We start from the raw sequence: 22,442 nt of genomic DNA, 5'->3' as shown, positions 1-22,442 counted from the left end.
CGGGTATGGACATACCCCCTCGCGTGCTCACCGTCGCCGGATCCGATTCCGGCGGCGGTGCGGGCATCCAGGCCGACCTCAAGACCATGCTGGCCCTCGGTGTGCACGGCATGAGCGTGCTGACCGCGATCACCGCCCAGAACTCGCTGGGCGTCCAGGGCGCATGGGAGCTGCCCGTCGAGGCGGTGCGCGCCCAGTACCGGAGCGTCGTCGACGACATCGGCGTACAGGCCGTGAAGACCGGGATGCTGTCCTCCGCCGAACTGGTCGAGACCGTGGCGGAACTGCTCACCGGCACGGACGCGCCCGTGGTCGTCGACCCGGTGGGCGTCTCCAAGCACGGTGACCCGCTGCTGGCGGCCTCCGCGCTCGACTCCGTGCGGACGAAGCTGCTGCCCGCGGCGACCGTGGCCACGCCCAACCTGGACGAGGTGGCCCAGCTGACCGGCATCGAGGTCCGCGACGAGGCCGGCATGCGCCGGGCCGCGGAGGCCGTACTCGGATTCGGGCCCCGCTGGGCGCTGATCAAGGGCGGTCACCTGGCAGGCGACGCCGTGGACCTGCTCACGGACGGCGGCGAGGAGCACTGGCTGCGCGCTCCCCGTCACGACAACCGCCACACCCACGGCACGGGCTGCACGCTCGCGTCCGCCGTGGCCTCCGGTCTGGCACAGGGCCTGACCGTCCCGGAGGCCGTCCACGCGGCCAAGGAGTACGTCACGGGGGCGATCGCGACGGGCTTCGCGCTGGGCGCGGGGATCGGTCCGGTGGATCACGGCTGGCGCTTCCGTCAGAGCGCCCGGCGCCCACCGGAACCAGCCCGGTGAGGACCCGGCCGGTCGCGGAGCACGGCAAAAAGCCGGTCCACCGAGGTGGACCGGCTTTTCAAGGCAACCGGAGGGCTGCGCTACGACGAGACGTCGGCGGGATCATCCCCGCTGACGCGGGGAGCATCACTTAGCGCGAGACCTTGCCGGCCTTGATGCACGAGGTGCAGACGTTGAGCCGCTTCGGCGTCCGACCGACCACTGCACGCACACGCTGGATGTTCGGGTTCCAGCGACGGGACGTACGGCGGTGCGAGTGCGAAATGTTGTTGCCGAAGCCCGGCCCCTTGCCGCAGACGTCGCAGTTGGCAGCCACGGGTCACTCCAAAGACTTCAGATGCACTTACGGTGAATCCGGCGCGCCGGAATCAGTAGATCTGAAGTGGCTTGCCGGGGGAATGGCCCGACTCTCATCGGGCAACTGGAGCAGCATACATCCACTGCTTCCGAGAGACGAAACTAGCATGCTGCCGCCGCCCCCCGCCCTGCTCAACGGCGGCGGCCGGGGTCTACGCTGCGGGACGACCCGCAGCCCGAGGCCCCGCCGGCCACCAGGATCTGCCCGGCCGCTCAAGGAGGATCACCAGGTGCCGCAGAGTCTCGACGCCTCGGCCGTACGCGACTGGTGCTCCCTGGCGCTGGAGTCCCTGGGCCGGGAGCGCGAGGACATCGACGCCATCAACGTGTACCCCGTCGCCGACGGGGACACCGGCACGAACCTCTATCTGACCGTGGAGTCCGCCGCCCAGGCCGTGGAGGCCGTGTTCGCCGCCCACGAGACGGGACACACCTCACCCGCACTCGCCGACGTCGTCCGGGCCATGGCCCACGGCGCCCTCATCGGCGCCCGCGGCAACTCGGGCACGATCCTCGCCCAGCTGCTGCGCGGCATGGCCGAGCGGCTCGGTGACGGGGATCACCTGGCAGGGGCGCTGCGGCGGGCCGCGGAACTGGCGCGTGAGGCGGTGGCGCACCCCGTCGAGGGAACGATCCTCAGCGTCGCCGGGGCCGCGGCGGACGCTGCGGAGAACGCCCCCACCGACGCCCTGAGAGCCGCCTACGCGGGCGCACGGGCGGCGCTGGACGCCACACCGGGCCAGCTCGCCGTGCTGGCACGTGCGGGTGTCGTGGACGCCGGCGGACAGGGACTGCTGACCGTCCTCGGAGCACTGGTGCAGGCGGTCTCCGGCGAGGCCCCGCCGGCCTCCTCGCCCGCTCATGCCCGCCCCGCCCGGCAGGACCCGACCGCCGAGCCGTGCGCGGACAGCGGCCCCGCCTTCGAAGTGATCTACCTCCTTGAGGCGGACGACGAGTCCGTCGCCCGGCTGCGGGCACGCCTCGACGGGCTCGGCGACTCCCTCGTCGTCGTCGGCGGCGACGGCCTGTGGAACGTCCACGTCCACGTGGACGACGCCGGTGCGGCCGTGGAAGCCGGTGTCGAGGCGGGCCGGCCGTACCGGATCCGCATCACGCACTTCGACACCGCTGCCGCTCCCGCGCGGGAGCAGGCCCAGCGGGCGGTCGTCGCGGTGGTGCAGGGCGAGGGGCTGGCCGACCTGTACCGGCAGGCCGGTGCGACCACGGTCCCGGCCCGGCCGGGGGAGCCGCCGGCCAGCGGCGAACTCGTCGAGGCGATCCGCCGGGCGCACGCCCGCGAGGTCGTCCTCCTCCCGAACGACACGTCCCTGCGGCACACGGCCGCCGCAGCAGCGGAGCAGGCCCGCACGGCCGGTGTCCGCGTCGCCCTGATCCCGACCCGCTCCGCGGTCCAGGGCATCGCGGCCCTGGCCGTCCACGCACCGGACCGCCGCTTCGACGAGGACGTCGTCGCCATGACCGCCGCGGCCGGGGCGACGCGCTACGCCGAACTGGCCGTGGCGGAACACCGGTCGTGGACCTCGGCGGGCGTGTGCCAGGCCGGCGACGTCCTGGGACTGATCGACGGCGACGTCGCCGTGATCGGGGAGGACCTCACCGAGACGGCGCTGACCCTGCTGGACCGCATGCTCTCCTCCGGCGGCGAACTGGTCACCCTGGTCCTGGGCGGCACGGCGCCGGAGGGACTGTCCGACAGGCTGGAAGCCCATGTCCGCGAGGGCTACTTGGCGGTGGACACGGTCACGTACGAGGGCGGCGGGGACCGGGCGACGCCGCTGCTGATCGGGGTGGAGTAGGGGTCCGCTGCGCGGAGCCTGTTCCCCGCCCCGCCCCTTCCCGAAACCGGGCTCCGTCCGGACCCGGCACCGCGCTCCGTCCGGACCGGGCACCGGGCTCGGCGCGGTGTCTCGGGGGCTGTGCCCCGGACCCCCGCTCTTCGAACGCCGGCGGAGCTGGATCTGCGGCGGAGCCGGATGCCGCGCAGCGGCAGTTCCAGCCCGCCTGGGGCCACCTCCCACGGCCGCCAGGCCGTAGGGGGAGCGAGGGCACCGCGCGGAGCGCGGTACGGGTCCGGGGCTTGCCCCGCCACGCGGCGGAGCCGCACACGATGCAGCGGGAAGCGGCGGGGTGGGGAACGGCCCCGCGCAGCGGGCCCGCCCCCGCCCCCTCACGCCCCGGCGACCTCCGTCAGCACCGCCCGCGCCTCCGCGCGGCGGGATTCCGCGGTGTCGTCGGCCGGGCCGTCCCCGGAGCCCTCGTACGTCGCCAGGACCCCCTCCGCGAGCGCCACCGCCGCGGAGGCGTCACCGAGCGAGGCGTGCAGCCAGGAGGCCATGAGCTGCGCGCCCGTGCGCAGGTCGGTGAACTGCCCGCCCGCCTCCTCGAAGACCGCCACCGCCCGCAGGACGAGGGCGACCGCCTCCTCGTACGCGGCCCGTGCCGAGCCGTCCGTGTCGTCGTCTCCGGGCTCGCCGTCGCAGGAGCTCGCGATCAGGTCGCCGGTCTGGCGGTAGGTGTCCGCCAGTTCGGCATGTAGCGCGGCACAGGCGTCCGCGTCCGCCGACGCGGCGAGCGCCGACTCGCACTCCGTCGCCGCCGCAGCCATCAGTTCACGCGCCGCGTCGATGCCCGCCTGCCCCTCCCGTACGGCGATCCAGGCCCGGACCCGCAGCGTGCGCACGAGCGCGTGCACGTCGCCGAGGTCCCGCCACAGGTCGCCCGCACGCCGGTAGGCCAGTTCCGCCTGCGGGTTCAGCTGCGCACGGAACAGGGCCTGCCCGGCCAGGTTCGCAAGCATCGCGTGGTCCCGTTGTTCCGGCCAGCCGCGTGCGATGTCCGCCGCCTTCAGCCAGTGCTCGGCGGCTTCCCGTGGTGCGCCCAGTGCGGTACAGCAGTCGCCCAGCCACCACAGGGTCTGCACGATCATGCCGTCGCCGTGGTCCTGCCGAGTCAGGTCGGGCAGTACGGACTCCAGCACGGCCGCCGCCTCGTCGGCGCGGCCCAGCTGGAGCAGGAAGCCGCCGAGCCGGTGCCGTGCGTACGCGCCGTTGCCCGCGCTTTCCCCCGCCTCGTCGGCCCAGTGCGCCGCTTCGAGCGCGTGGTCGGCCGCCTCGCCGAGCTTTCCGGTGTCGGCGAGTGTCTCGACGAGCTGCAGGTGCAGGCGGGCCCGCCCGCCGGGTCCGGCGAAGGGGGCCGCATGCTCCAGCGCCGACCGGGAGGCCCGCTCCGCGGTCTCCAGGTCGCCGAGGTGCCTGCTGACGCCTGCCAGTTGACTCTCCGGCTCCACGGCGAACCAGGGCCGGCCCGCCCGGACATAGGCGTCGGCGGCGCGCGTGTACAGCTCGGCCGCCCCGGGCGCGTCGCCGCGGAACGCGGTGATGTCACCGAGGTAGCCGAGCGCCTCGCCGATGACGACACCGACCCCGGGCTCAGCCTGCTCCGGCTCCGCGAGGCCGAGGAGCGCGTGCGCCGCCTCTTCCAGGGATGTGACGGCCGCCTCCACGGCTTCCTGGACCTGCATGCCGCCGATCATGTCGTTGAGTATCCGCGCCCGGCAGAGCAGCGCCCGGCCCGTCTGCCGTGCGGTGGACCGGCCTTCCGCGTACAGGGCCAGCGCCCGGTCGCAGGGCTCCTGAACGGCTTCCAGCGCCTCTGCGGGCCGCCCGTCGAGGCTGACGCAGTAGGCGGCACGGGCCAGTGCGGTGGCCGCGCGACCGGGCTCGCCGGCCGCTTCGTACAGCCCGGCCGCGGAGGTGAACAGCCCGATCGCCTCGGCCGGCGGTGTGGCGGGTGCCGTTCCGCGGTGCTCGTCGATCTCCGCCCGCTCGAGAACGGGGAGTTCGGTGCCTTCCCGGTCGGCGGCCTCGGCGACGGCTGCCCAGGCGTCCGTCGCGTGGGGGTGCTGGGCCTCGGAGAGCCGGCGTGCTTCGACCAGCAGGCCCGCCAGATCCGAACCGGAACCGGAACCGGAACCGGCGCCGGCACCGGCACCGGTGGCGTCGGCCGCCTCGGCCGGCGCCTCGCGCGGCGCGGGCACCGGCCGTACCGAACGGACACCGAGCGGCAGCCGGTCCAGCAGCGGCGTACGGTCCATGCGTTCCGCGCTCTGCTCGCTGAAGTACGTGTTGCCGTTGCGCGCGTCGAAACGGGCGGCGATGGCACGCGCCTCCGTGCGCGCGTGGACGGCCAGTTCCCGGACGGCCCATGCCCGGCCCCCGGGACCGGTCATGCTCATGTCGCCGTGTCCCAGCGCGGTGAGCCGGTCGGTGAGCAGCGCGGTGACCTCCAGGTAGCTGAGCAGACTGCTCGGCTCTCCGGTGTCGGTGAAGTACGAGGGACGTTCGGCCAGGATCTCCAGGCCGCGCGCCTCGTTGCCGGTCAGCGCGCAGAACTCGACATGCCGGGCGACGGCGCTGCGCATGCTCTCCTTGGAGCGCGCCAGCCGGTAGCCGCGCAGATGATGGGCGCGGGCCTCCTCCGCGCGCCCCAGCCGCAGCAGGGGGAGCAGCGAGGCGGCGAGCACGGCGTGCGGCTCGTGCGCGCAGGTGAACTCGCCGTCCAGCACCGGCCGCCAGGTGACGAGCGCACCCTCGTCGTCGTCGCGCTGGGCCTGCCACGAGCCCTGTGTCCGCAGTTCGCAGGCATGGCAGTCGCTCTTGTCGTCCCGGTCGGCGGCCTGCCAGGCGTCGTACGCCCGCTGGGCGCGCTCCAGGTCGCCGACGTGCCGGGCGATCCGCATCTCGCCCTGCCGCACCGCGCGCTCCGAGTGGCCCGCGAGGCGGTAGCGGTGCTCCATCTCCGCCTGCCACTTCTCGATGGACGCGAGCGGGATGTGCGGCTGGTCGACCATGCCGCTGGAGACCCACTTGAACATCCAGAACAGCGAGTGGACCTGCCGCCGGTCGAAGTCCTCGGGCCGGTCGTCCCACATCCGCAGCAGCCGTGCGAAGGGGACGAACATCTTGTCCGCCTCCGAGCTGTAGTTGTAGACCTGCATCAGATGGTCGAGGCCGTCGATGACGAGCGACGTGTCGCCCAGTTGCTCGATCTGGGCGAACAGCCGCTCCGCGCGCGCGTTGCGCGCGGGCCCCTCCGGCTCACGGTCGTTGTCGCACAGCGCCTGGCGCAACGCTTCGGCGTCCATGGGGGTGTCGAGGCTCATCGTCCGTTCTCCTGGTCGTGGGTGGCCCACTCCAGCAGGCCCATGAACGCGCGGTTGAGGAGCGCGGAGTCGGCCGGCCGCAGCGGTCGCTGTGCCATCAGCAGGGCCTGCCCGTACAGCGCTTCGGTCGCCGTCCCCGCCAGTTCCCCGTCCAAGGAACCGATCCTGCGGATCAGCGGGTTGAGGTGGTTGAGCACGAGCCGCGCGCGGGGCGCGCTGCCGCGCAGCGACCCGAGGATCCCGGCCCACAGGTCGTCCGCCTGGGCCTCCTCCTCCGCGCGTGCCTGCTCGTGCCGTGCGGCCCGGTCGTCGAGATGGAGCGCCGGCACGGTCAGCGGGTGGAACGCGCGCAGCACGACGTCGCAGCCCAGCGGCTCCAGCCTGGTCCGCGCGGCGGACAGGAAACCGGCGACGGCCAGCTCCTCCGCGGGATCGACCGCGTCGAGGTGCGCGGTGACCGTGTCGGCGTCGAGTTCGGCGACGACCGTGCCGGGCCGGACCTCGGGCAGGCGCTCGACCAGTTCGCTGTCGTAGGTGTAACCGCCGTTGATCAGGCCGATGCCCTGCGCGGAGGCGATCGGCGCGACCTGCCGGTACTCCTCGACCGTCCGGGCGAAGTGCACCACCGGGTGCCGCTGGGCGAACTCTTCCAGCGACAACCGGCCGTCCGTCGTCTCGAACGGCAGCCACGGCAGCATCGTCCGCAGCATGTCGCTGTCGTGCCGGGCCAGCGACTTCACGCCCAGGTGGTGGACGGAGAGGAACTGTGCCAGCCGCTCCGGGTCCCCGGCGGCGAGCCCCGTCAGCCACTCCCGGATACGGTCGCCGAGCGCCTCGCGTACGGCGGCGAGCGTCTCGTCCGCGTACAGCGACTCGCGGGAAGCCGTCGGGCGGAGGCTGTCGGTGTCGACGACGCACCGCACGAAGAACGCCCAGTCGGGCAGGAGTTCGTCGGCCCGGTCGGTGAGCAGCATGCCCTTCAGATGCACCCGGTGCCCGGAACGCTGAGCGGGGCTGACCGCGGACGGCAGCACGTACGCGACCCCGCGGACACCGGCGACCGGCAGGGTGAGGTCCACCGTGTCGAGCGGGGTGAAGCCGAAGACGTCGTGGCAGTGGCGGGCGAGAGCCACCCGCCGCGCCGCCGGCCCCGGGTACGCACGGTCCCAGGGCGCCGGCAGGTCGCTCACCGGGGTGTCGCCCACCCGGACGTCGTACGGCAGCAGCGAGCCGAAGTCCCTCGCCAGGGTGGTCACCCGCTCCTCGGTGAGCCAGTCGGCCGTACCGGGCCGGGGAGCGAGGTACACGGTCGTTCCGGGCTCCGGCCGGGCACTGTCGGGCAGCGTCCGCACCGTGTACGACCCGTCGTCGCGGGCCGACCACTCCACGGGCGGCGCCCCGGGCGTACGGGCGCTGCGGCTCACCACCCGGATCTCGGCGGCCACCACGAAACAGGCGAGCAGCCCGATGCCGAACTGACCGAGGAACCCGGCCCGTGCGGACTCGAGCCCCTCGCGCTTGGAACTGCGGCCGATCGTCGCGAGCAGACTGTGCAGGTCCGTCTCGGTCAGACCGATGCCCGAGTCCTCGACGCGCAGGCCGCCGCCGGTGGCGTACAGCCGCACCCGCGCGGGCGCCCCGGGTTCCTCGGCGCGCCTGGCGGTGATCGCGTCCACGGCGTTCTGGAGGAGTTCGCGCAGATAGACCCGCGGGCTGGAATAGAGGTGGTGGGAGAGAAGGTCCACCAGGCCGCGCAGATCGACCTGGAAGGTGTGCGGTGTCGTCGTACCGCCGGACGGTGTCGTCTCAGATGTCATCGTCGCTGCGCCGGTGGGGGGTCGGGCGACGGCGCGGGTCGGGCGATCCCGTACGGCGGTGATCGCGGAAGGGGCGGAAGAGGGGCCATCGTAGGGCTCGCGGCGCCGCGTTGACCAGGAGTTATCAACAGGTGTGCGACGACTGTCGGTGGAGTGGTGTGCAATGGATCGCGTGTCCGCGTTCGACGAACCCCTCAAGAAGACGCTCGGCGCCGCCACCGCCAAGGTGATGGCCGAGCATCTCGATCTGCACACCCTCGGTGACCTGCTGCACCACTATCCGCGGCGGTACGCGGAGCGCGGTGAGCTGACCTCCCTCGCCGAGCTGCCGCTGGACGAGCACGTCACCGTGGTCGCCCAGGTCGCCGACGCGCGCATCCACACGTTCAACCAGGGCCGCGGCAGGCGCCTCGAGGTGACCATCACGGACGGCAGCGGCCGGCTCCAGCTGGTCTTCTTCGGCAAGGGCGTCCACAAACCGCACAAGGACCTGCTGCCGGGCACCCGGGCGATGTTCGCGGGCAAGGTGTCCGTCTTCAACCGCAAGCTCCAGCTGTCCCACCCCGCGTACGAACCGCTGAGCGGCGGCGCGAGCGCGGCCGACGCCGTGGACGCCTTCGCCAATCAGCTCATCCCGATCTACCCGGCCTGCAAGCAGCTGGAGTCGTGGAAGATCTCCAAGGCGATCGACGCGGTGCTGGACCGGGCCGCGGAGGCGGTGGACCCGCTGCCGTCCGCGCTGCGCGAGGGGCGGGGCATGGCGACCCTCCCCGACGCCCTGCGCATGGTCCACCGCCCGCGCACCAAGGCGGACATCGAAGCGGCCAGGGAGCGGCTGAAGTGGGACGAGGCGTTCGTCCTCCAGGTCGCGCTCGCCCGCAGGCGGTACGCGGACACCCAACTCCCCGCGGTGGCCCGCCGCCCCGTCCCCGGCGGGCTCCTCGACGCGTTCGACGCCGAACTGCCCTTCACCCTCACCGAGGGCCAGCAGTCGGTCAGCAAGGAGATCTTCGACGACCTCGCGACCGACCACCCCATGCACCGCCTCCTTCAAGGAGAAGTGGGCTCCGGCAAGACGTTGGTCGCGCTACGGGCCATGCTCGCCGTCGTCGACGCGGGCGGCCAGGCCGCGATGCTGGCCCCCACCGAGGTCCTCGCCCAGCAGCACCACCGCTCGATCACCGAGATGATGGGCGAGCTGGCCGAGGGCGGCATGCTGGGAGGCGCGGAGCAGGGCACCAAGGTCGTGCTGCTGACCGGTTCCATGGGCGCCGCAGCCCGTCGCCATGCCTTGCTCGACCTGGTGACCGGCGAGGCGGGGATCGTCATCGGCACCCACGCCCTGATCGAGGACAAGGTCCAGTTCCACGACCTGGGCCTCGTCGTCGTCGACGAGCAGCACCGCTTCGGCGTGGAGCAGCGCGACGCCCTGCGCTCCAAGGGGAAGCAGCCGCCGCACCTGCTGGTCATGACCGCCACCCCCATCCCGCGTACGGTCGCGATGACGGTCTTCGGCGACCTCGAGACGTCCGTGCTCGACCAGTTGCCGGCCGGCCGCTCGCCGATCGCCAGCCATGTCGTCCCCGCCGCCGACAAGCCGCACTTCCTGGCGCGCGCCTGGGAGCGGGTCCGCGAAGAGGTCGAGGGCGGGCACCAGGCGTATGTGGTGTGCCCCCGCATCGGCGACGACGAGGAGCAGCCGAAGAAGAAGACGGCGGAGGACGAGGCGGAGAAGCGCCCGCCGCTCGCCGTCCTCGCGGTCGCCGACCAACTCGCCAAGGGGCCACTGAGCGGGCTGCGCGTCGAGGTCCTGCACGGGCGGATGCCGCCCGACGACAAGGACGACGTGATGCGCCGCTTCGGCGCCGGCGACGTCGACGTCCTGGTCGCCACCACCGTCATCGAGGTCGGCGTCAACGTCCCGAACGCCACCGCCATGGTGATCATGGACGCGGACCGGTTCGGCGTCTCCCAGCTCCACCAGTTGCGCGGCCGGGTCGGCCGCGGCTCCGCCCCGGGCCTGTGCCTGCTTGTCACCGAGATGCCGGAGGCGAGCCCCGCCCGTCAGCGTCTGGCCTCGGTCGCCTCGACGCTCGACGGTTTCGAGCTCTCCCGGATCGACCTCGAGCAGCGCCGCGAGGGCGATGTGCTGGGCCAGGCCCAGTCCGGGGTGCGCTCCTCCCTGCGGATGCTCACCGTCATCGAGGACGAGGAGGTCATCGCCGCGGCCCGTGAGGAGGCCGTCGCGATCGTCGCGGCTGACCCCGACCTCGAGCGGCTGCCGGAGCTGCGCACCGCTCTGGACGCCCTGCTGGACAAGGAGCGCGAGCAGTACCTCGAGAAGGGCTGAGAGACTCGGGGCTGAGACACTTGAGGATGTGAGCCCGCTCAAGAGAGGCCCTTCATGACCCGCGTGATCGCCGGCGCTGCCGGCGGACGCCGTCTCGCCGTCCCGCCAGGCACCGGCACCCGCCCCACTTCCGACCGCGCCCGTGAAGGGCTGTTCTCCAGCTGGGAGTCGCAGCTCGGCACCCTCGACGGCATCCGCGTCGCCGACCTCTACGCCGGGTCGGGCGCGGTCGGCCTCGAGGCGCTGTCCCGCGGCGCTGCCCACGCCCTGCTGGTCGAGGCGGACGCCCGCGCGGCCCGCGTCGTCCGGGAGAACGTGCGGGCGCTCGGCCTCCCCGGCGCCGAGGTGCGTACCGGCAAAGCGGAACAGATCGTCACAGGTCCGGCGCCGGAGAGCCCCTACGACGTGGTCTTCCTCGACCCGCCGTACGCCGTCACGGACGACGATCTTCGCGAGATTCTGCTCACACTCCGCCTCCAGGGCTGGCTCACGGACGATGCCATCGTCACCGTGGAGCGCAGCACCAGAGGCGGAGAATTCAGCTGGCCCAAGGGCTTCACGCCACTGCGGGCCCGTCGCTACGGCGAGGGGACGCTTTGGTACGGTCGCGCCGCCGCTACGTGCGAAGACGCACCATGACCGGACCGGAGAGCGAGGGACTTCAGTTGCGCCGCGCAGTCTGTCCGGGGTCATTCGACCCCATCACCAATGGGCATCTGGACATCATCGCCCGCGCCTCCAAGCTGTACGACGTCGTACATGTCGCGGTGATGATCAACAAGTCCAAGCAGGGACTCTTCACGGTCGACGAGCGGATCGCGATGATCCGCGAGGTCACCGGCGAGTACGGGAACGTCGTGGTGGAGTCCCACCACGGTCTCCTCGTCGACTTCTGCAAGGAGCGCGACATCCCCGCGATCGTCAAGGGGCTGCGCGCCGTCAGCGACTTCGACTACGAGCTGCAGATGGCCCAGATGAACAACGGCCTGTCGGGGGTGGAGACGCTGTTCGTGCCGACCAACCCCACCTACAGCTTCCTCTCCTCCAGCCTGGTCAAGGAAGTCGCCGCCTGGGGCGGCGACGTCTCCCACCTGCTGCCCGACACCGTCCACCGGGCGCTCGTGCGCCGGCTCGCGGAAAAGGGCTGAGCTGACAACTCGTCACCCGGTGTCGGGCGGGGACGGACTGCCCGTACAGTCGTCCCGTCCGTCTCCAACCCGCAGCAGAGAGTGGCGAACCACGGTGGACGTGCAGAAGAAGCTCGACGAGATCGTCGCAGCGGTCGGGAACGCCCGCTCCATGCCCATGTCGGCGTCCTGCGTGGTCAACCGCGCCGAGCTGCTCGCCATGCTCGAAGAGGTGCGCGAGGCTCTGCCCGGCTCCCTGGCCCAGGCCCAGGAGCTCATCGGCGGCCGTGAACAGCTCGTCGAGGAGGCCCGCCGGGAGGCCGAGCGGATCATCGAGTCCGCCCACGCCGAGCGCGGTTCGCTGATCTCCGACACCCAGGTCGCCCGCCGGTCCCAGGACGAGGCCGACCGCATCCTCGCCGAGGCCCGCCGCGAGGCCGAGGAGATCCGCGCCGAGGCCGACGACTACGTCGACTCCAAGCTCGCCAACTTCGAGGTCGTCCTCACCAAGACCATCGGCTCCGTCGACCGCGGCCGCGAGAAGCTCCTCGGCCGGGGACCCGGACTCGACGAGCACGGCTACGCCGACGAGGACGCGCCGGAGCACAGCAACGACCCGCAGACCCTCATCCAGCGGGCCGACCAGTACGTCGACGCCAAACTCGGCGCTTTCGAGGCCGTGCTCTCCAAGACCCTCGACGCGGTCGGCCGCGGCCGTCAGAAGCTGCACGGACGCATCGCCACGGACGATCTCGGCGCGCACATGGCCGCGCAGGACGCCGCCGGCCATCAGCACACCAGCGACGCGGACTACCTCGCCGGCCTCGCGGAGCTCGCCGACCCCGTCCCCGCGGCCGTGCCGGAGCGCGAGCAGCGGGACGCGTACGCCTACCCGCCGCAGCCCGAGCCGCAGATCCCGGCCCAGCACGATCCGTACACGTACCAGCCGCAGGAGGCGTACGCGGGGTACCAGCAGCCCGACCCCTACGCCGCCTATCAGGACCAGGGCTACGCCCAGCAGTACGCCCAGCCCGACCCGTACGCCACGGGCGCCCCCGCCCATGCCGGCGGCTACGGGGAGCAGCCGCCCCCGCCGCCGCAGGCCCCGCCCCAGCAGGGCACGGCTCTGGACGAGACCAGCCTCTTCGACACCAGCATGATCGACCTGGAACAGCTGAACCGGTACGAGCAGGGGCGCTAGGGGCCCGGATTGGGCCAATCGCGGCTGTTGAAGTACCCTGGTTCTTCGGTCGCGCGTAGATCGCGATCCCGGCTGTCCGCTTCGCCCCACGAACCGGGACGGCCCCTCCCACGAACCGAAAGCAGGAAGTCCCCTGAGCACGCGCCTCGACCATCGCAATCCCCTCGTGTTCGACACGCACGAGCTGGGACGGCGGCCGGGTGCGCTCCAGCGGCTCTCCCGCACGGTGGACGCTCCCCAGGACCTCGGCATCGCCGATGTCATCGGTGTGCCGGAAGGCGCGCCCGTGGAGCTGGACCTCCGCCTCGAGTCCGTCATGGAAGGTGTGCTTGTCACAGGCACCGCCCGTGCGACCGCCGAGGGGGAGTGCGTAAGGTGTCTGGAGCCGCTGCGCCAAGAGGTCGCGGCGGACTTCCAGGAGATGTTCACGTACCCCGACGCCGACGACAGGGGCCGCAGTCGCACTGCGGAGCCTGCCGACGACGAAGAGGACGAGGACAGGCTCTTTCTCGAGGACGGTCTTTTCGACCTCGAGCCCGTGCTGCGTGATGCGGTGGTGCTCGCACTGCCGATGCAGCCGGTGTGCCGGGAGACCTGTGAAGGCCTGTGCCCCGAGTGCGGGGTCAGGCTGGACGAGAACCCGGACCACCACCATGACGCCGTCGACATCCGTTGGGCGGCACTGCAGGGACTCGCCGAGACCGTTCAGGACGGCGAGAAGGACAACATGGGCGGCGCCGAAGCGGGCGTCGACGAGAAGCAGGAGAAGTAGCCGTGGCTGTTCCGAAGCGGAAGATGTCGCGCAGCAACACGCGCCACCGCCGGTCGCAGTGGAAGGCTGCGGTCCCCACCCTGGTTTCGTGTGAGCGTTGCCAGGAGCCGAAGCAGCAGCACATCGCGTGCCCGAGCTGCGGCACCTACAACAAGCGCCAGGTCCTCGAGGTCTGAGCGGCTGGTGAGAGGCGCGATGTCTGAGTCCAACAAGACGGACAATGCCTCGTCCCACACGCTTCTGGAAGGGCGGCTCGGGTATCAGCTCGAGTCCGCCCTTCTGGTGCGCGCGCTGACCCACCGTTCGTACGCGTACGAGAACGGCGGTCTGCCCACCAACGAGCGCCTGGAGTTCCTCGGGGACTCCGTGCTCGGCCTGGTGGTCACCGACACGCTGTACCGCACCCACCCCGACCTGCCGGAAGGCCAGCTGGCCAAACTGCGGGCCGCTGTGGTCAATTCGCGTGCGCTGGCGGAGGTCGGGCGTGGCCTCGAACTCGGCTCCTTCATCCGGCTCGGCCGTGGCGAAGAGGGCACGGGGGGCCGGGACAAGGCATCCATCCTCGCCGACACCCTGGAAGCGGTGATCGGCGCGGTCTATCTCGACCAGGGCCTCGATGCGGCGTCCGAGCTGGTTCACCGGCTCTTCGACCCGCTCATCGAGAAGTCCTCGAACCTCGGTGCGGGCCTGGACTGGAAGACCAGTCTCCAGGAGCTCACCGCGGCAGAGGGTCTCGGCGTCCCGGAATACCTGGTCACCGAGACCGGTCCTGACCACGAGAAGACCTTCACTGCTGCCGCCCGCGTCGGTGGTGTCTCGTACGGCACCGGCACCGGCCGCAGCAAGAAGGAAGCGGAGCAGCAGGCGGCGGAGTCCGCGTGGCGGGAGATCCGTGCCGACGCGGACCGGCGCCTGGCAGCGGCGAAGGCCGCCGCCGAGAGCGGGGCCGCCACGGACGAAGGGGACGCCGACATCCCTTCCGAACCGGCATCGGCGGACGCACCGGCACCGGCGGAAGATCAGCCGGCACCGGACGACGAAGCGGTACCGGCGGAAGATCGGCCGGCACCCGCGGACCGGGCTTCGGCCTGATTCGCGGAGCTCCGTCGCACGACAGCAGTTCCGGTGAGGCCCCCCGCCTGTGGCGGGGGGCCTCACCGCTGTTCCCGCCCGTCACCGCCCCACGGCCTGGCGGTACCCTGCGGGCAACACCATGTGACTCGCAGAAGGAGATCCGACCCGTGCCCGAGCTGCCCGAGGTCGAGGTCGTGCGCCGTGGTCTGCAGAGCTGGGTCAGCGGTCGCACGATCGCCGACGTTCAGGTGCTGCACCCACGCGCGATCCGCAGACACCTGCCCGGCGCGCAGGACTTCGCCGCACGGCTCACAGGCAGGACCGTCGGCGGCGCGTGCCGGCGCGGCAAGTACCTGTGGCTGCCCCTTGCGGACACCGACACCTCGATCCTCGGCCACCTGGGCATGAGCGGTCAGCTCCTCGTGCAGCCCCAGGACACGGACGACGAGAAGCACTTGCGCATCCGCATCCGGTTCGCGGATGCGCTGGGGACCGAGCTGCGCTTCGTCGACCAGCGCACCTTCGGCGGTCTGTCCCTCCACGAGAACGCGACGGACGGCCTGCCCGACGTCCTCTCGCACATCGCGCGCGACCCTCTCGACCCGCTCTTCGACGACGCCAGGTTCCACACCGCCCTGCGGGCCCGCCGTACCACGATCAAACGAGCCCTGCTCGACCAGTCCCTGATCAGCGGCGTCGGCAACATCTACGCCGACGAGGCCCTGTGGCGCGCCAGACTCCACTACGAACGCCCCACCGCGACCCTCACCCGGCCCCGCTCCGTCGAACTGCTCCGCCATGTGCGCGAGGTGATGACCGCGGCACTCGCCGTCGGCGGCACCACCTTCGACAGCCTGTACGTGAACGTGAACGGCGAGTCCGGCTACTTCGACCGCTCCCTCGACGCGTACGGCCGCGAGGACGAACCCTGCCGGCGCTGCGGCACCGCGATGCGCCGCCGCCCGTGGATGAACCGCTCAAGCTACTTCTGTCCCCGCTGCCAGCGCACCCCGCGCCCCGTCTCCTGACGACGGGCGGCCCGCCTGCCACAGGTTGATGCCGACCGGTGATGTCATGGGCCTTGGCGCCGTTGCCGCCTTACGTAGACCGCCCCTACGACCGAAACCATCAGGAAGAGCAGGGCGGCCCCACCCGACATCACCGCCAGGACGGCTGCCCCGCCGCCACCTACATCGTCTTCACGGGCGGCCACCTGCGGATCGTCGGCCTGGTACCGGACGATCATCCGGTCACCGACGGAGCTCTTGCCGCCGCCGCTGCCCGCAGGCAGCTCTGATACCACAGTCTGTCCGTCGACCTCGAATTCGACCTGGCAGTGGCCGATCATGCACGAGCCGTTCCTGTGCAGCGTTGCGGAGGCCCGTTCGCCGTCCTGGAGTGAGCGGAGATGCTGGGCCGCGGGAAACATCACCAGTACTGACAGCGCACCCAGTAGCAGCGCGAGTACCAGGGACGTCAGCAGGGCCGTGCGGGGTCCCAGGGTGCCAGGGGCCATGTTCCGCTGGTACACGCTAGAGGCGCCCGCGTTCGCTGTGCCGTGCAAACCCTTCGCCCCCGTATCAGTTCGTGTCGAAGTGATGTGCGACGTCCGTCTCACGCGTGGACTGCGACTCGCGGCCGTGTACTTGAACAACATAGATAGGGGACGACTCGACATCACTTGTTGATGTCGGCACACCGGGCACGGCCCGCCTGCCTGATGTCGGCAACGAAGGTCGGTGCAGCGGCCGACATCCCTCGTCCTCCGGAGCCCTGAGGGCTCACCTCGGTCACCATGACCCCGGCTTCACGCTGCGCACCTACACGCACCCGATGCCGTCCAGCGAGACCCGTACGCGGGCCGCCGTAGATACAGTCCGGGCCGCCTCGGTTGCCGATAACGGCCCCGAGACGGCCCAGGGAAGCTGACAGGTCGCTGACCTGCGGAAATCTCAATAGCTGAAGTTCTGCGTCCACCAAGGGCCACCGTCGGCCATGTGCACACCGACACCCAGTGACGTGAAGTCGCAGTTCAGGATGTTCGCGCGGTGTCCCTCGCTGTTCATCCAGGAGTTCATGACCGCCTCGGCGTCGGCCTGGCCGCGGGCTATGTTCTCGCCGCCGAGACTGCTCACGCCGGCCTGCTCCGCACGGTCCCACGGCGTCTCGCCGTCGGGATTGGTGTGGTCGAAGAATCCGCGCGTCGCCATGTCCTTGCTGTGCGCGCGGGCCAGGTCGGACAGGGTGCCGCTGGCCTTCATCGGGCTGCAGCCGACCTTGGCGCGCTCCGCGTTGACCATGTCGATCACGTCGGCCTCCGCGGCAGCGGCAGCCGACGTGTGCGGGGCGGCCGTCTTCGACGGGGTGACGGTGCGCTCCGGGGTCCGCGTCTGCTCGCGCGTCGGCTCGGGGGCCGGCTTCCTGGTCGTCGCGGGGCTCTTCGTCGTTTCCCTGGACGGCGTCGCCGAGGGTTCGGGCGACACGGGCTTCTTCGACGGCTTCGCCGGGTTCGACGTCTTGGAAGGGGTCGGGGACGTCTTCTTCGAGGGGCTCTTCGACGGGCTCTTCGAGGGGCTCTTCGACGGCTCCGCGCTGCGGCTCGGCGAGACGGAAGGGCTCACGGAGGGGCTCGCGCTCGCATCGCCCTGGGCCTGCAGCCGCGACGGCACCTCGGTGCGCATCTCGGTCCGTACGTCGGAGCCCGCGCCCACGGTGTACTTGTCGTCGCCGCCGGGCAGGCCGCCGGTCGTGACGACCACGACGCCGACCGCCATGGCGGCAGAGGCCCCGAGAAGTCCGGTGCGTACGGGCAGGCCCCGGCGTGCACCGCCACGGTGCCTGCCTGCCGTGTCTGCCGCGTGATCGGTTACGGCCGGCGCGGGGGCCGAGCGTCGGTGGCGACCCATGTGCTGTGCCTTCCTGGTGCGCGACGTGGAACGTCAACGGACTCACCCGTACGAGTGATGCTGATTGCGTCCGGACTGTACGCCATGCGGCCCGGGCCCGAAGTGATGCAGAAGCAATCGGCCGGTTACCGTGCAGCCATGAACGACACCGCACGGCTGACCGCCTGGGTACGCGGCCGAGTACAGGGAGTGGGCTTCCGATGGTTCACCAGGGCAAACGCTCTGGAGATCGGGGGACTCACCGGCTTCGCCCTCAATCTGGAGGACGGCAGGGTGCAGGTCGTCGCCGAAGGACCACGTGATAATTGCCACCGTTTGCTGGAGTGGCTTCGCTCCGACGACACACCCGGCCGCGTCGACGGAGTCACTGAGATCTGGGACACGCCCCGCGGCGGCTACCCGGACTTCGCGATCCGCTGACGGGTGTCCGGCCGAGCCCGCTCCGGCGGCCTCCCGATGCTCTCCGAAGGCCCGGCCGCCGGCAGAAACCCCAGGTGATTGCCAAGAAGGGCTTGCTCTGCCAGGCTGCGCCAGGAAAGATGATCGTGACGCCCCCAGGGCCCCGCAGGTCAGGCACGCCGCACTCTTCAGCGGCCGTATGCCCCCGGGCCGCCCGTCGATACGGGGTGTGATCGTGTTGACCGTCAAACTTTTTGGTGAGACTCTGGAAGCCCCGCGCACCTCAGCTGTTCGGCAGTCAAGAACCGCAGCACGGCACGCAGTAAAACCAGGACTGCCGAGCACCGCGGGTGCGAATCCCTCACGACCCACACCGCTTCGGTCGGTCACTCAGTGTGGAGGACCATCCATCATGGCAAAGGCGCTTCTCGGTTACGTCGGCGGTTCCGACCCGCGACTCCTCGCCGAGATGCGACGGCTTCAGCAGCGCGTCCAGGACCTCGAATCCGAGCTTGTACGGATCCAGTCCGAGAATGACGCGCTCAACGCCGCCGTCGCTCAGCACCCCGGAGAGTCGCTGCTCGAAGGTATGGACATCGACGTACCTAGGGCGGAGCCCGCGCTCACCTGAGCACGGCGTCCGCCAGGGCATCGCGCAGCAAGATATGCAAGGGACGCCCTCGGCGTCCCTTCTTTCTTTTCCGCTCCCGCCCCTGCCCCGTCCTTCGCCCCCCGCGCCCCCCGCAGTTCCTGAAGTGTCTCCTTCAACGTCTGATCTGCCCTGCACCTTCATGGGTGAAACCGCAACCGAAAGGTAGAGTCCGGGGGCGTGCACCTCAAGGCCATGACCCTGCGCGGTTTCAAGTCGTTCGCCTCGGCCACCACCCTGCGGTTCGAGCCCGGCATCACCTGCGTCGTGGGTCCCAACGGCTCCGGCAAGTCCAACGTCGTGGACGCGCTCTCCTGGGTCATGGGCGAGCAGGGCGCCAAGTCCCTGCGCGGCGGCAAGATGGAGGACGTCATCTTCGCCGGGACGACCGGCCGGCCGCCGCTGGGCCGGGCCGAGGTCTCCCTGACGATCGACAACTCCGACGGGGCCCTGCCCATCGAGTACGCCGAGGTCACCATCACGCGGATCATGTTCCGCAACGGCGGCAGCGAGTACCAGATCAACGGCGACACCTGCCGGCTGCTCGACATCCAGGAACTGCTCTCCGACTCCGGCATCGGGCGCGAGATGCACGTCATCGTCGGCCAGGGCCAGCTCGACTCCGTCCTGCACGCCGATCCCATGGGGCGGCGGGCCTTCATCGAGGAGGCGGCAGGCGTCCTCAAGCACCGCAAGCGCAAGGAGAAGGCGCTGCGGAAGCTGGACGCGATGCGGGCCAACCTCGCCCGGGTGCAGGACCTCACCGACGAACTGCGCCGTCAGCTCAAGCCTCTGGGGCGACAGGCGGCCGTGGCCAGGAGGGCCGCGGTCATCCAGGCGGACCTGCGTGACGCCCGGCTCCGGCTGCTCGCCGACGACCTCGTACGCATGCGGGAGGCGCTGCGCACCGAGGTCGCCGACGAGGCCGCGCTCAAGCAGCGCAAGGAGGCGGCAGAGGCCGAGCTGAAGGCGGCGCTGGCTCGTGAGGCGGACCTGGAGGACGAGGTGCGCCGGCTCGCGCCGCGGCTCCAGCGCGCTCAGCAGAGCTGGTACGAGCTCTCCCAGCTCGCCGAGCGGGTGCGCGGCACGATCTCCCTGGCCGACGCCCGCGTCAAGAGCGCGACAGCACAGCCGGCGGAGGAGCGGCGCGGCCGTGATCCGGAGGACATGGAGCGTGAGGCGGCCCGCATCCGTGAGCAGGAGGCGGAGCTGGAGGCCGCTCTCGAAGCGGCGGAACGGGCCCTGGAGGACACCGTCGCGCACCGCGCCGAACTGGAGCGCGAGCTCGCTGTCGAGGAACGCCGCCTGAAGGACGTGGCGCGCGCCATCGCCGACCGTCGTGAGGGGCTCGCCCGGCTGAGCGGCCAGGTCAACGCGGCCCGTTCGCGCGCCGCGTCCGCCCAGGCCGAGATCGACCGGCTGGCCGCCGCCCGTGACGAGGCGCAGGAGCGGGCCGTCGCCGCGCAGGAGGAGTACGAGCAGCTCAAGGCCGAGGTCGACGCGCTGGACTCCGACGACTTCCTGCTGGCCGACCGGCACGACGCGGCGAAGCGCGAACTGGCCGGCGCGGAGGCCGCGCTGGGCGAGGCCCGTGAGGCGCTCACCACGGCGGAACGCAAGCGCGCCGCCGTGGCGGCCCGCCGCGAGGCGCTCGCGCTGGGACTGCGGCGCAAGGACGGGACGGGCGCGCTCCTCGGAGCCCGTGACCGTCTCGCCGGTCTGCTCGGCCCGGCGGCCGAACTGCTCACGGTGACACCCGGATACGAGATCCCCGTAGCGGCGGCGCTCGGAGCGGCGGCGGACGCGGTGGCCGTCACCGACGCGTCCACGGCGGCAGAGGCGATCCGGCTGCTGCGTAAACAGGACGGCGGCAGGGCGGCCCTGCTGCTCGCCTCAGCCACCTCCTTCGCCGACGGCCCTGAGCCCGACCTGTCCGGACCCGACCTGTCCGCAGCGGACGGCAGGCGCGCCGCGGACCTCGTCCGGGGCCCCGAGGAGTTGATGCCGGCCGTGCGCAGGCTGCTGCGCACGACGGTGGTCGTCGGAACTCTCGAGGACGCGGAGGACGTCGTCGGCGCACGGCCCGGACTCACCGCCGTGACCGCGGAGGGCGACGTGCTCGCGTCGCACTTCGCGCAGGGCGGGTCCGCCGGGGCGCCGAGTCTGCTCGAGGTCCAGGCATCCGTCGACGAGGCGGCGGCCGAGCTCGAGGACCTGGCGGGGCAGTGCGAGGAGCTGGCGGCCGCACAGCAGCAGGCCACCGTCCGCCGTGCCGCATGCGCGTCGCTGGTCGAGGAGCTGGGGGAGCGCAGGCGCGCCGCCGACCGGGAGAAGTCGGCGGTCTCCGGCAGACTCGGCCGTCTCTCCGGTCAGGCCCGTGGTGCCGCGGGTGAGGCGGAGCGGACCGCCGCGGCGGCCGCGCGGGCCCAGGAGGCGCTGGAGCGGGCGGCCGAGGAGGCCGAGGAGCTGGCCGAGCGGTTGCTCGTCGCGGAGGAGGCCCCGGCCGAGGAGGAGCCCGACACCCACGTGCGGGACCGGCTCGCGGCCGACGGCGCCAACGCGCGGCAGACGGAGATGGAGGCCCGTCTCCAGGTGCGTACGCACGAGGAGAGGGTCAAGGGCCTGGCCGGGCGCGCGGACGCGCTCGACCGGGGAGCGCGCGCCGAGCGTGAGGCGCGTGCGCGAGCGGAGCAGCGGCGCGCCCGGATGCGCCACGAGGCCGAGGTGGCGGCGGCCGTCGCGGCCGGCGCCCGGCAGCTGCTGGCGCATGTCGAGGTGTCGCTGGTCCGGGCGGAGGCCGAGCGGGCCGCGGCCGAGGCCGCCAAGGCAGAGCGTGAGCGGGAGCTGACGGCCGCCCGGAGCGCGGGCCGCGACCTCAAGGCAGAACTGGACAAGCTCACCGACTCGGTGCACCGCGGCGAGGTGCTGGGCGCGGAGAAGCGGCTGCGGATCGAGCAACTGGAGACGAAGGCGCTGGAGGAGCTGGGCGTGGAACCGGCCGGCCTGGTGTCCGAGTACGGCCCCGACCAGTTGGTGCCCCCGTCCCCGCCGGCCGAGGGCGAGGAACTCCCGGAGGACCCGGAGCACCCCAGGAACCAGCCGAGGCGTTTCGTCCGCGCGGATCAGGAAAAGCGCCTGAAGTCGGCCGAACGGGCGTACCAACAGCTCGGAAAGGTGAATCCGCTCGCTCTGGAGGAGTTCGCGGCGCTGGAGGAGCGTCACCAGTTCCTGTCGGAGCAGCTCGAGGACCTGAAGAAGACCCGGGCCGACCTGCTTCAGGTCGTGAAGGAGGTGGACGAACGCGTCGAGCAGGTCTTCACCGAGGCCTACCGGGACACCGCCCGTGAGTTCGAGGGCGTCTTCTCCCGCCTCTTCCCGGGCGGTGAGGGGCGGCTCGTGCTGACCGACCCGGACAACATGCTCACCACCGGCGTGGACGTGGAGGCGCGGCCGCCCGGGAAGAAGGTGAAGCGGCTGTCGTTGCTGTCGGGCGGGGAGCGGTCCCTGACGGCGGTGGCGATGCTGGTCTCGATCTTCAAGGCCCGGCCGAGTCCGTTCTATGTGATGGACGAGGTCGAGGCGGCGCTCGACGACACCAATCTCCAGCGGCTGATCCGGATCATGCAGGAGCTCCAGGAGAGTTCGCAGCTGATCGTGATCACGCACCAGAAGCGGACGATGGAGGTCGCGGACGCGCTGTACGGCGTATCGATGCAGGGCGACGGCGTCTCCAAGGTCATCAGCCAGCGCCTCCGCTGAGGTGCTGACCCCTGCGACTCTT

The 22,442-nt window shown here is 71.6% G+C and carries 18 protein-coding genes and 1 pseudogene; 14 read left to right on the top strand and 5 right to left on the bottom strand.

From position 1 onward, the window contains the following. Positions 1-5: 5 nt before the first annotated feature. Positions 6-827, top strand: coding sequence for a bifunctional hydroxymethylpyrimidine kinase/phosphomethylpyrimidine kinase (gene thiD / locus GLX30_RS10780; RefSeq protein WP_208545396.1), 822 nt, complete (start codon positions 6-8; stop codon positions 825-827). 130 nt (positions 828-957) lie between these two features. On the opposite strand, the gene rpmB is transcribed toward thiD, so the two are convergent. Beyond that, positions 958-1,143 carry a 50S ribosomal protein L28 gene (gene rpmB / locus GLX30_RS10775; RefSeq protein ID WP_003957616.1) on the bottom strand — a complete coding sequence of 62 codons (186 nt, stop codon included), beginning with the start codon at positions 1,141-1,143 and terminating at the stop codon, positions 958-960. Between the two features lie 271 nt (positions 1,144-1,414). On the opposite strand from rpmB, the gene GLX30_RS10770 reads away from it, so the two are divergent. Further along, positions 1,415-3,001, top strand: coding sequence for a DAK2 domain-containing protein (locus GLX30_RS10770; protein WP_159686605.1), 1,587 nt, complete (start codon positions 1,415-1,417; stop codon positions 2,999-3,001). Positions 3,002-3,372: 371 nt separating this feature from the next. On the opposite strand, the gene GLX30_RS10765 is transcribed toward GLX30_RS10770, so the two are convergent. Further along, positions 3,373-6,366: a tetratricopeptide repeat protein gene (locus GLX30_RS10765; protein ID WP_244258102.1), complete on the bottom strand. Its 2,994-nt coding sequence runs from the start codon at positions 6,364-6,366 to the stop codon at positions 3,373-3,375. After that, on the bottom strand, positions 6,363-8,183 hold the full coding sequence (locus GLX30_RS10760; protein ID WP_159686602.1) for an HSP90 family protein: 1,821 nt from the start codon (positions 8,181-8,183) through the stop codon (positions 6,363-6,365). The genes GLX30_RS10765 and GLX30_RS10760 overlap by 4 nt, the downstream gene beginning before the upstream one ends. 163 nt (positions 8,184-8,346) lie before the next feature. Here GLX30_RS10760 and recG point away from each other — a divergent pair, with 163 nt between their 5' ends. From recG to mutM, 8 genes are all read left to right on the top strand, one after another. After that, positions 8,347-10,533 (top strand): ATP-dependent DNA helicase RecG, encoded by a 2,187-nt coding sequence (gene recG / locus GLX30_RS10755; protein ID WP_159686599.1) that lies wholly within the window; start codon positions 8,347-8,349, stop codon positions 10,531-10,533. A 54-nt stretch (positions 10,534-10,587) separates the two neighbouring features. Beyond that, a complete protein-coding gene (gene rsmD / locus GLX30_RS10750; protein ID WP_159686596.1) occupies positions 10,588-11,172 on the top strand; it encodes a 16S rRNA (guanine(966)-N(2))-methyltransferase RsmD in 585 nt (194 codons plus the stop codon). Between the two features lie 26 nt (positions 11,173-11,198). Then, a complete protein-coding gene (gene coaD / locus GLX30_RS10745) occupies positions 11,199-11,681 on the top strand; it encodes a pantetheine-phosphate adenylyltransferase (RefSeq protein WP_053556892.1) in 483 nt (160 codons plus the stop codon). A 94-nt stretch (positions 11,682-11,775) separates the two neighbouring features. After that, positions 11,776-12,861 (top strand): cell division initiation protein, encoded by a 1,086-nt coding sequence (locus GLX30_RS10740; protein WP_159686590.1) that lies wholly within the window; start codon positions 11,776-11,778, stop codon positions 12,859-12,861. Positions 12,862-13,027: 166 nt separating this feature from the next. Further along, complete coding sequence (locus tag GLX30_RS10735) at positions 13,028-13,633, top strand: DUF177 domain-containing protein (RefSeq protein WP_244258101.1); 606 nt, start codon at positions 13,028-13,030, stop codon at positions 13,631-13,633. Positions 13,634-13,635: 2 nt separating this feature from the next. Beyond that, the gene (rpmF, locus tag GLX30_RS10730; RefSeq protein ID WP_026165248.1) at positions 13,636-13,809 is read left to right on the top strand and encodes a 50S ribosomal protein L32; all 174 of its coding nucleotides are present in this window, start codon (positions 13,636-13,638) and stop codon (positions 13,807-13,809) included. 19 nt (positions 13,810-13,828) lie between these two features. Beyond that, positions 13,829-14,725 (top strand): ribonuclease III, encoded by an 897-nt coding sequence (gene rnc, locus GLX30_RS10725; RefSeq protein ID WP_159686587.1) that lies wholly within the window; start codon positions 13,829-13,831, stop codon positions 14,723-14,725. Between the two features lie 149 nt (positions 14,726-14,874). Further along, positions 14,875-15,735 carry a bifunctional DNA-formamidopyrimidine glycosylase/DNA-(apurinic or apyrimidinic site) lyase gene (gene mutM, locus GLX30_RS10720; protein WP_159686584.1) on the top strand — a complete coding sequence of 287 codons (861 nt, stop codon included), beginning with the start codon at positions 14,875-14,877 and terminating at the stop codon, positions 15,733-15,735. Between the two features lie 44 nt (positions 15,736-15,779). Here mutM and GLX30_RS10715 read toward each other — a convergent pair whose 3' ends face one another. Continuing rightward, the gene (locus GLX30_RS10715) at positions 15,780-16,223 is read right to left on the bottom strand and encodes a DUF3592 domain-containing protein (protein WP_159686582.1); all 444 of its coding nucleotides are present in this window, start codon (positions 16,221-16,223) and stop codon (positions 15,780-15,782) included. 254 nt (positions 16,224-16,477) lie between these two features. Between GLX30_RS10715 and GLX30_RS35170 the strand changes: the two are divergent. Next, positions 16,478-16,636: pseudogene (locus tag GLX30_RS35170) on the top strand (site-specific integrase); the annotation flags it as partial. A gap of 23 nt (positions 16,637-16,659) precedes the next feature. Here the strand turns inward: GLX30_RS35170 and GLX30_RS10710 are convergent. Further along, positions 16,660-17,613 (bottom strand): CAP domain-containing protein, encoded by a 954-nt coding sequence (locus GLX30_RS10710; protein ID WP_159686579.1) that lies wholly within the window; start codon positions 17,611-17,613, stop codon positions 16,660-16,662. Positions 17,614-17,751: 138 nt separating this feature from the next. Between GLX30_RS10710 and GLX30_RS10705 the strand changes: the two genes are divergently transcribed. The 3 genes from GLX30_RS10705 to smc all read left to right on the top strand — a co-directional run bounded on the left by GLX30_RS10705 (position 17,752) and on the right by smc (position 22,420). After that, positions 17,752-18,033, top strand: a complete 282-nt coding sequence (locus GLX30_RS10705; RefSeq protein WP_159686576.1) for an acylphosphatase — start codon at positions 17,752-17,754, stop codon at positions 18,031-18,033. A gap of 391 nt (positions 18,034-18,424) precedes the next feature. After that, positions 18,425-18,643, top strand: a complete 219-nt coding sequence (locus GLX30_RS10700) for a hypothetical protein (RefSeq protein ID WP_005311394.1) — start codon at positions 18,425-18,427, stop codon at positions 18,641-18,643. Positions 18,644-18,841: 198 nt separating this feature from the next. Continuing rightward, positions 18,842-22,420: a chromosome segregation protein SMC gene (gene smc / locus GLX30_RS10695; RefSeq protein WP_159686573.1), complete on the top strand. Its 3,579-nt coding sequence runs from the start codon at positions 18,842-18,844 to the stop codon at positions 22,418-22,420. Positions 22,421-22,442 lie beyond the last annotated feature (22 nt).

The sequence above is a fragment of the Streptomyces sp. Tu 2975 genome, from assembly GCF_009832925.1.
In the GTDB taxonomy this organism is placed as follows: Bacteria; Actinomycetota; Actinomycetes; order Streptomycetales; family Streptomycetaceae; genus Streptomyces.
This window is presented reverse-complemented; position numbering and strand designations above follow the sequence as displayed.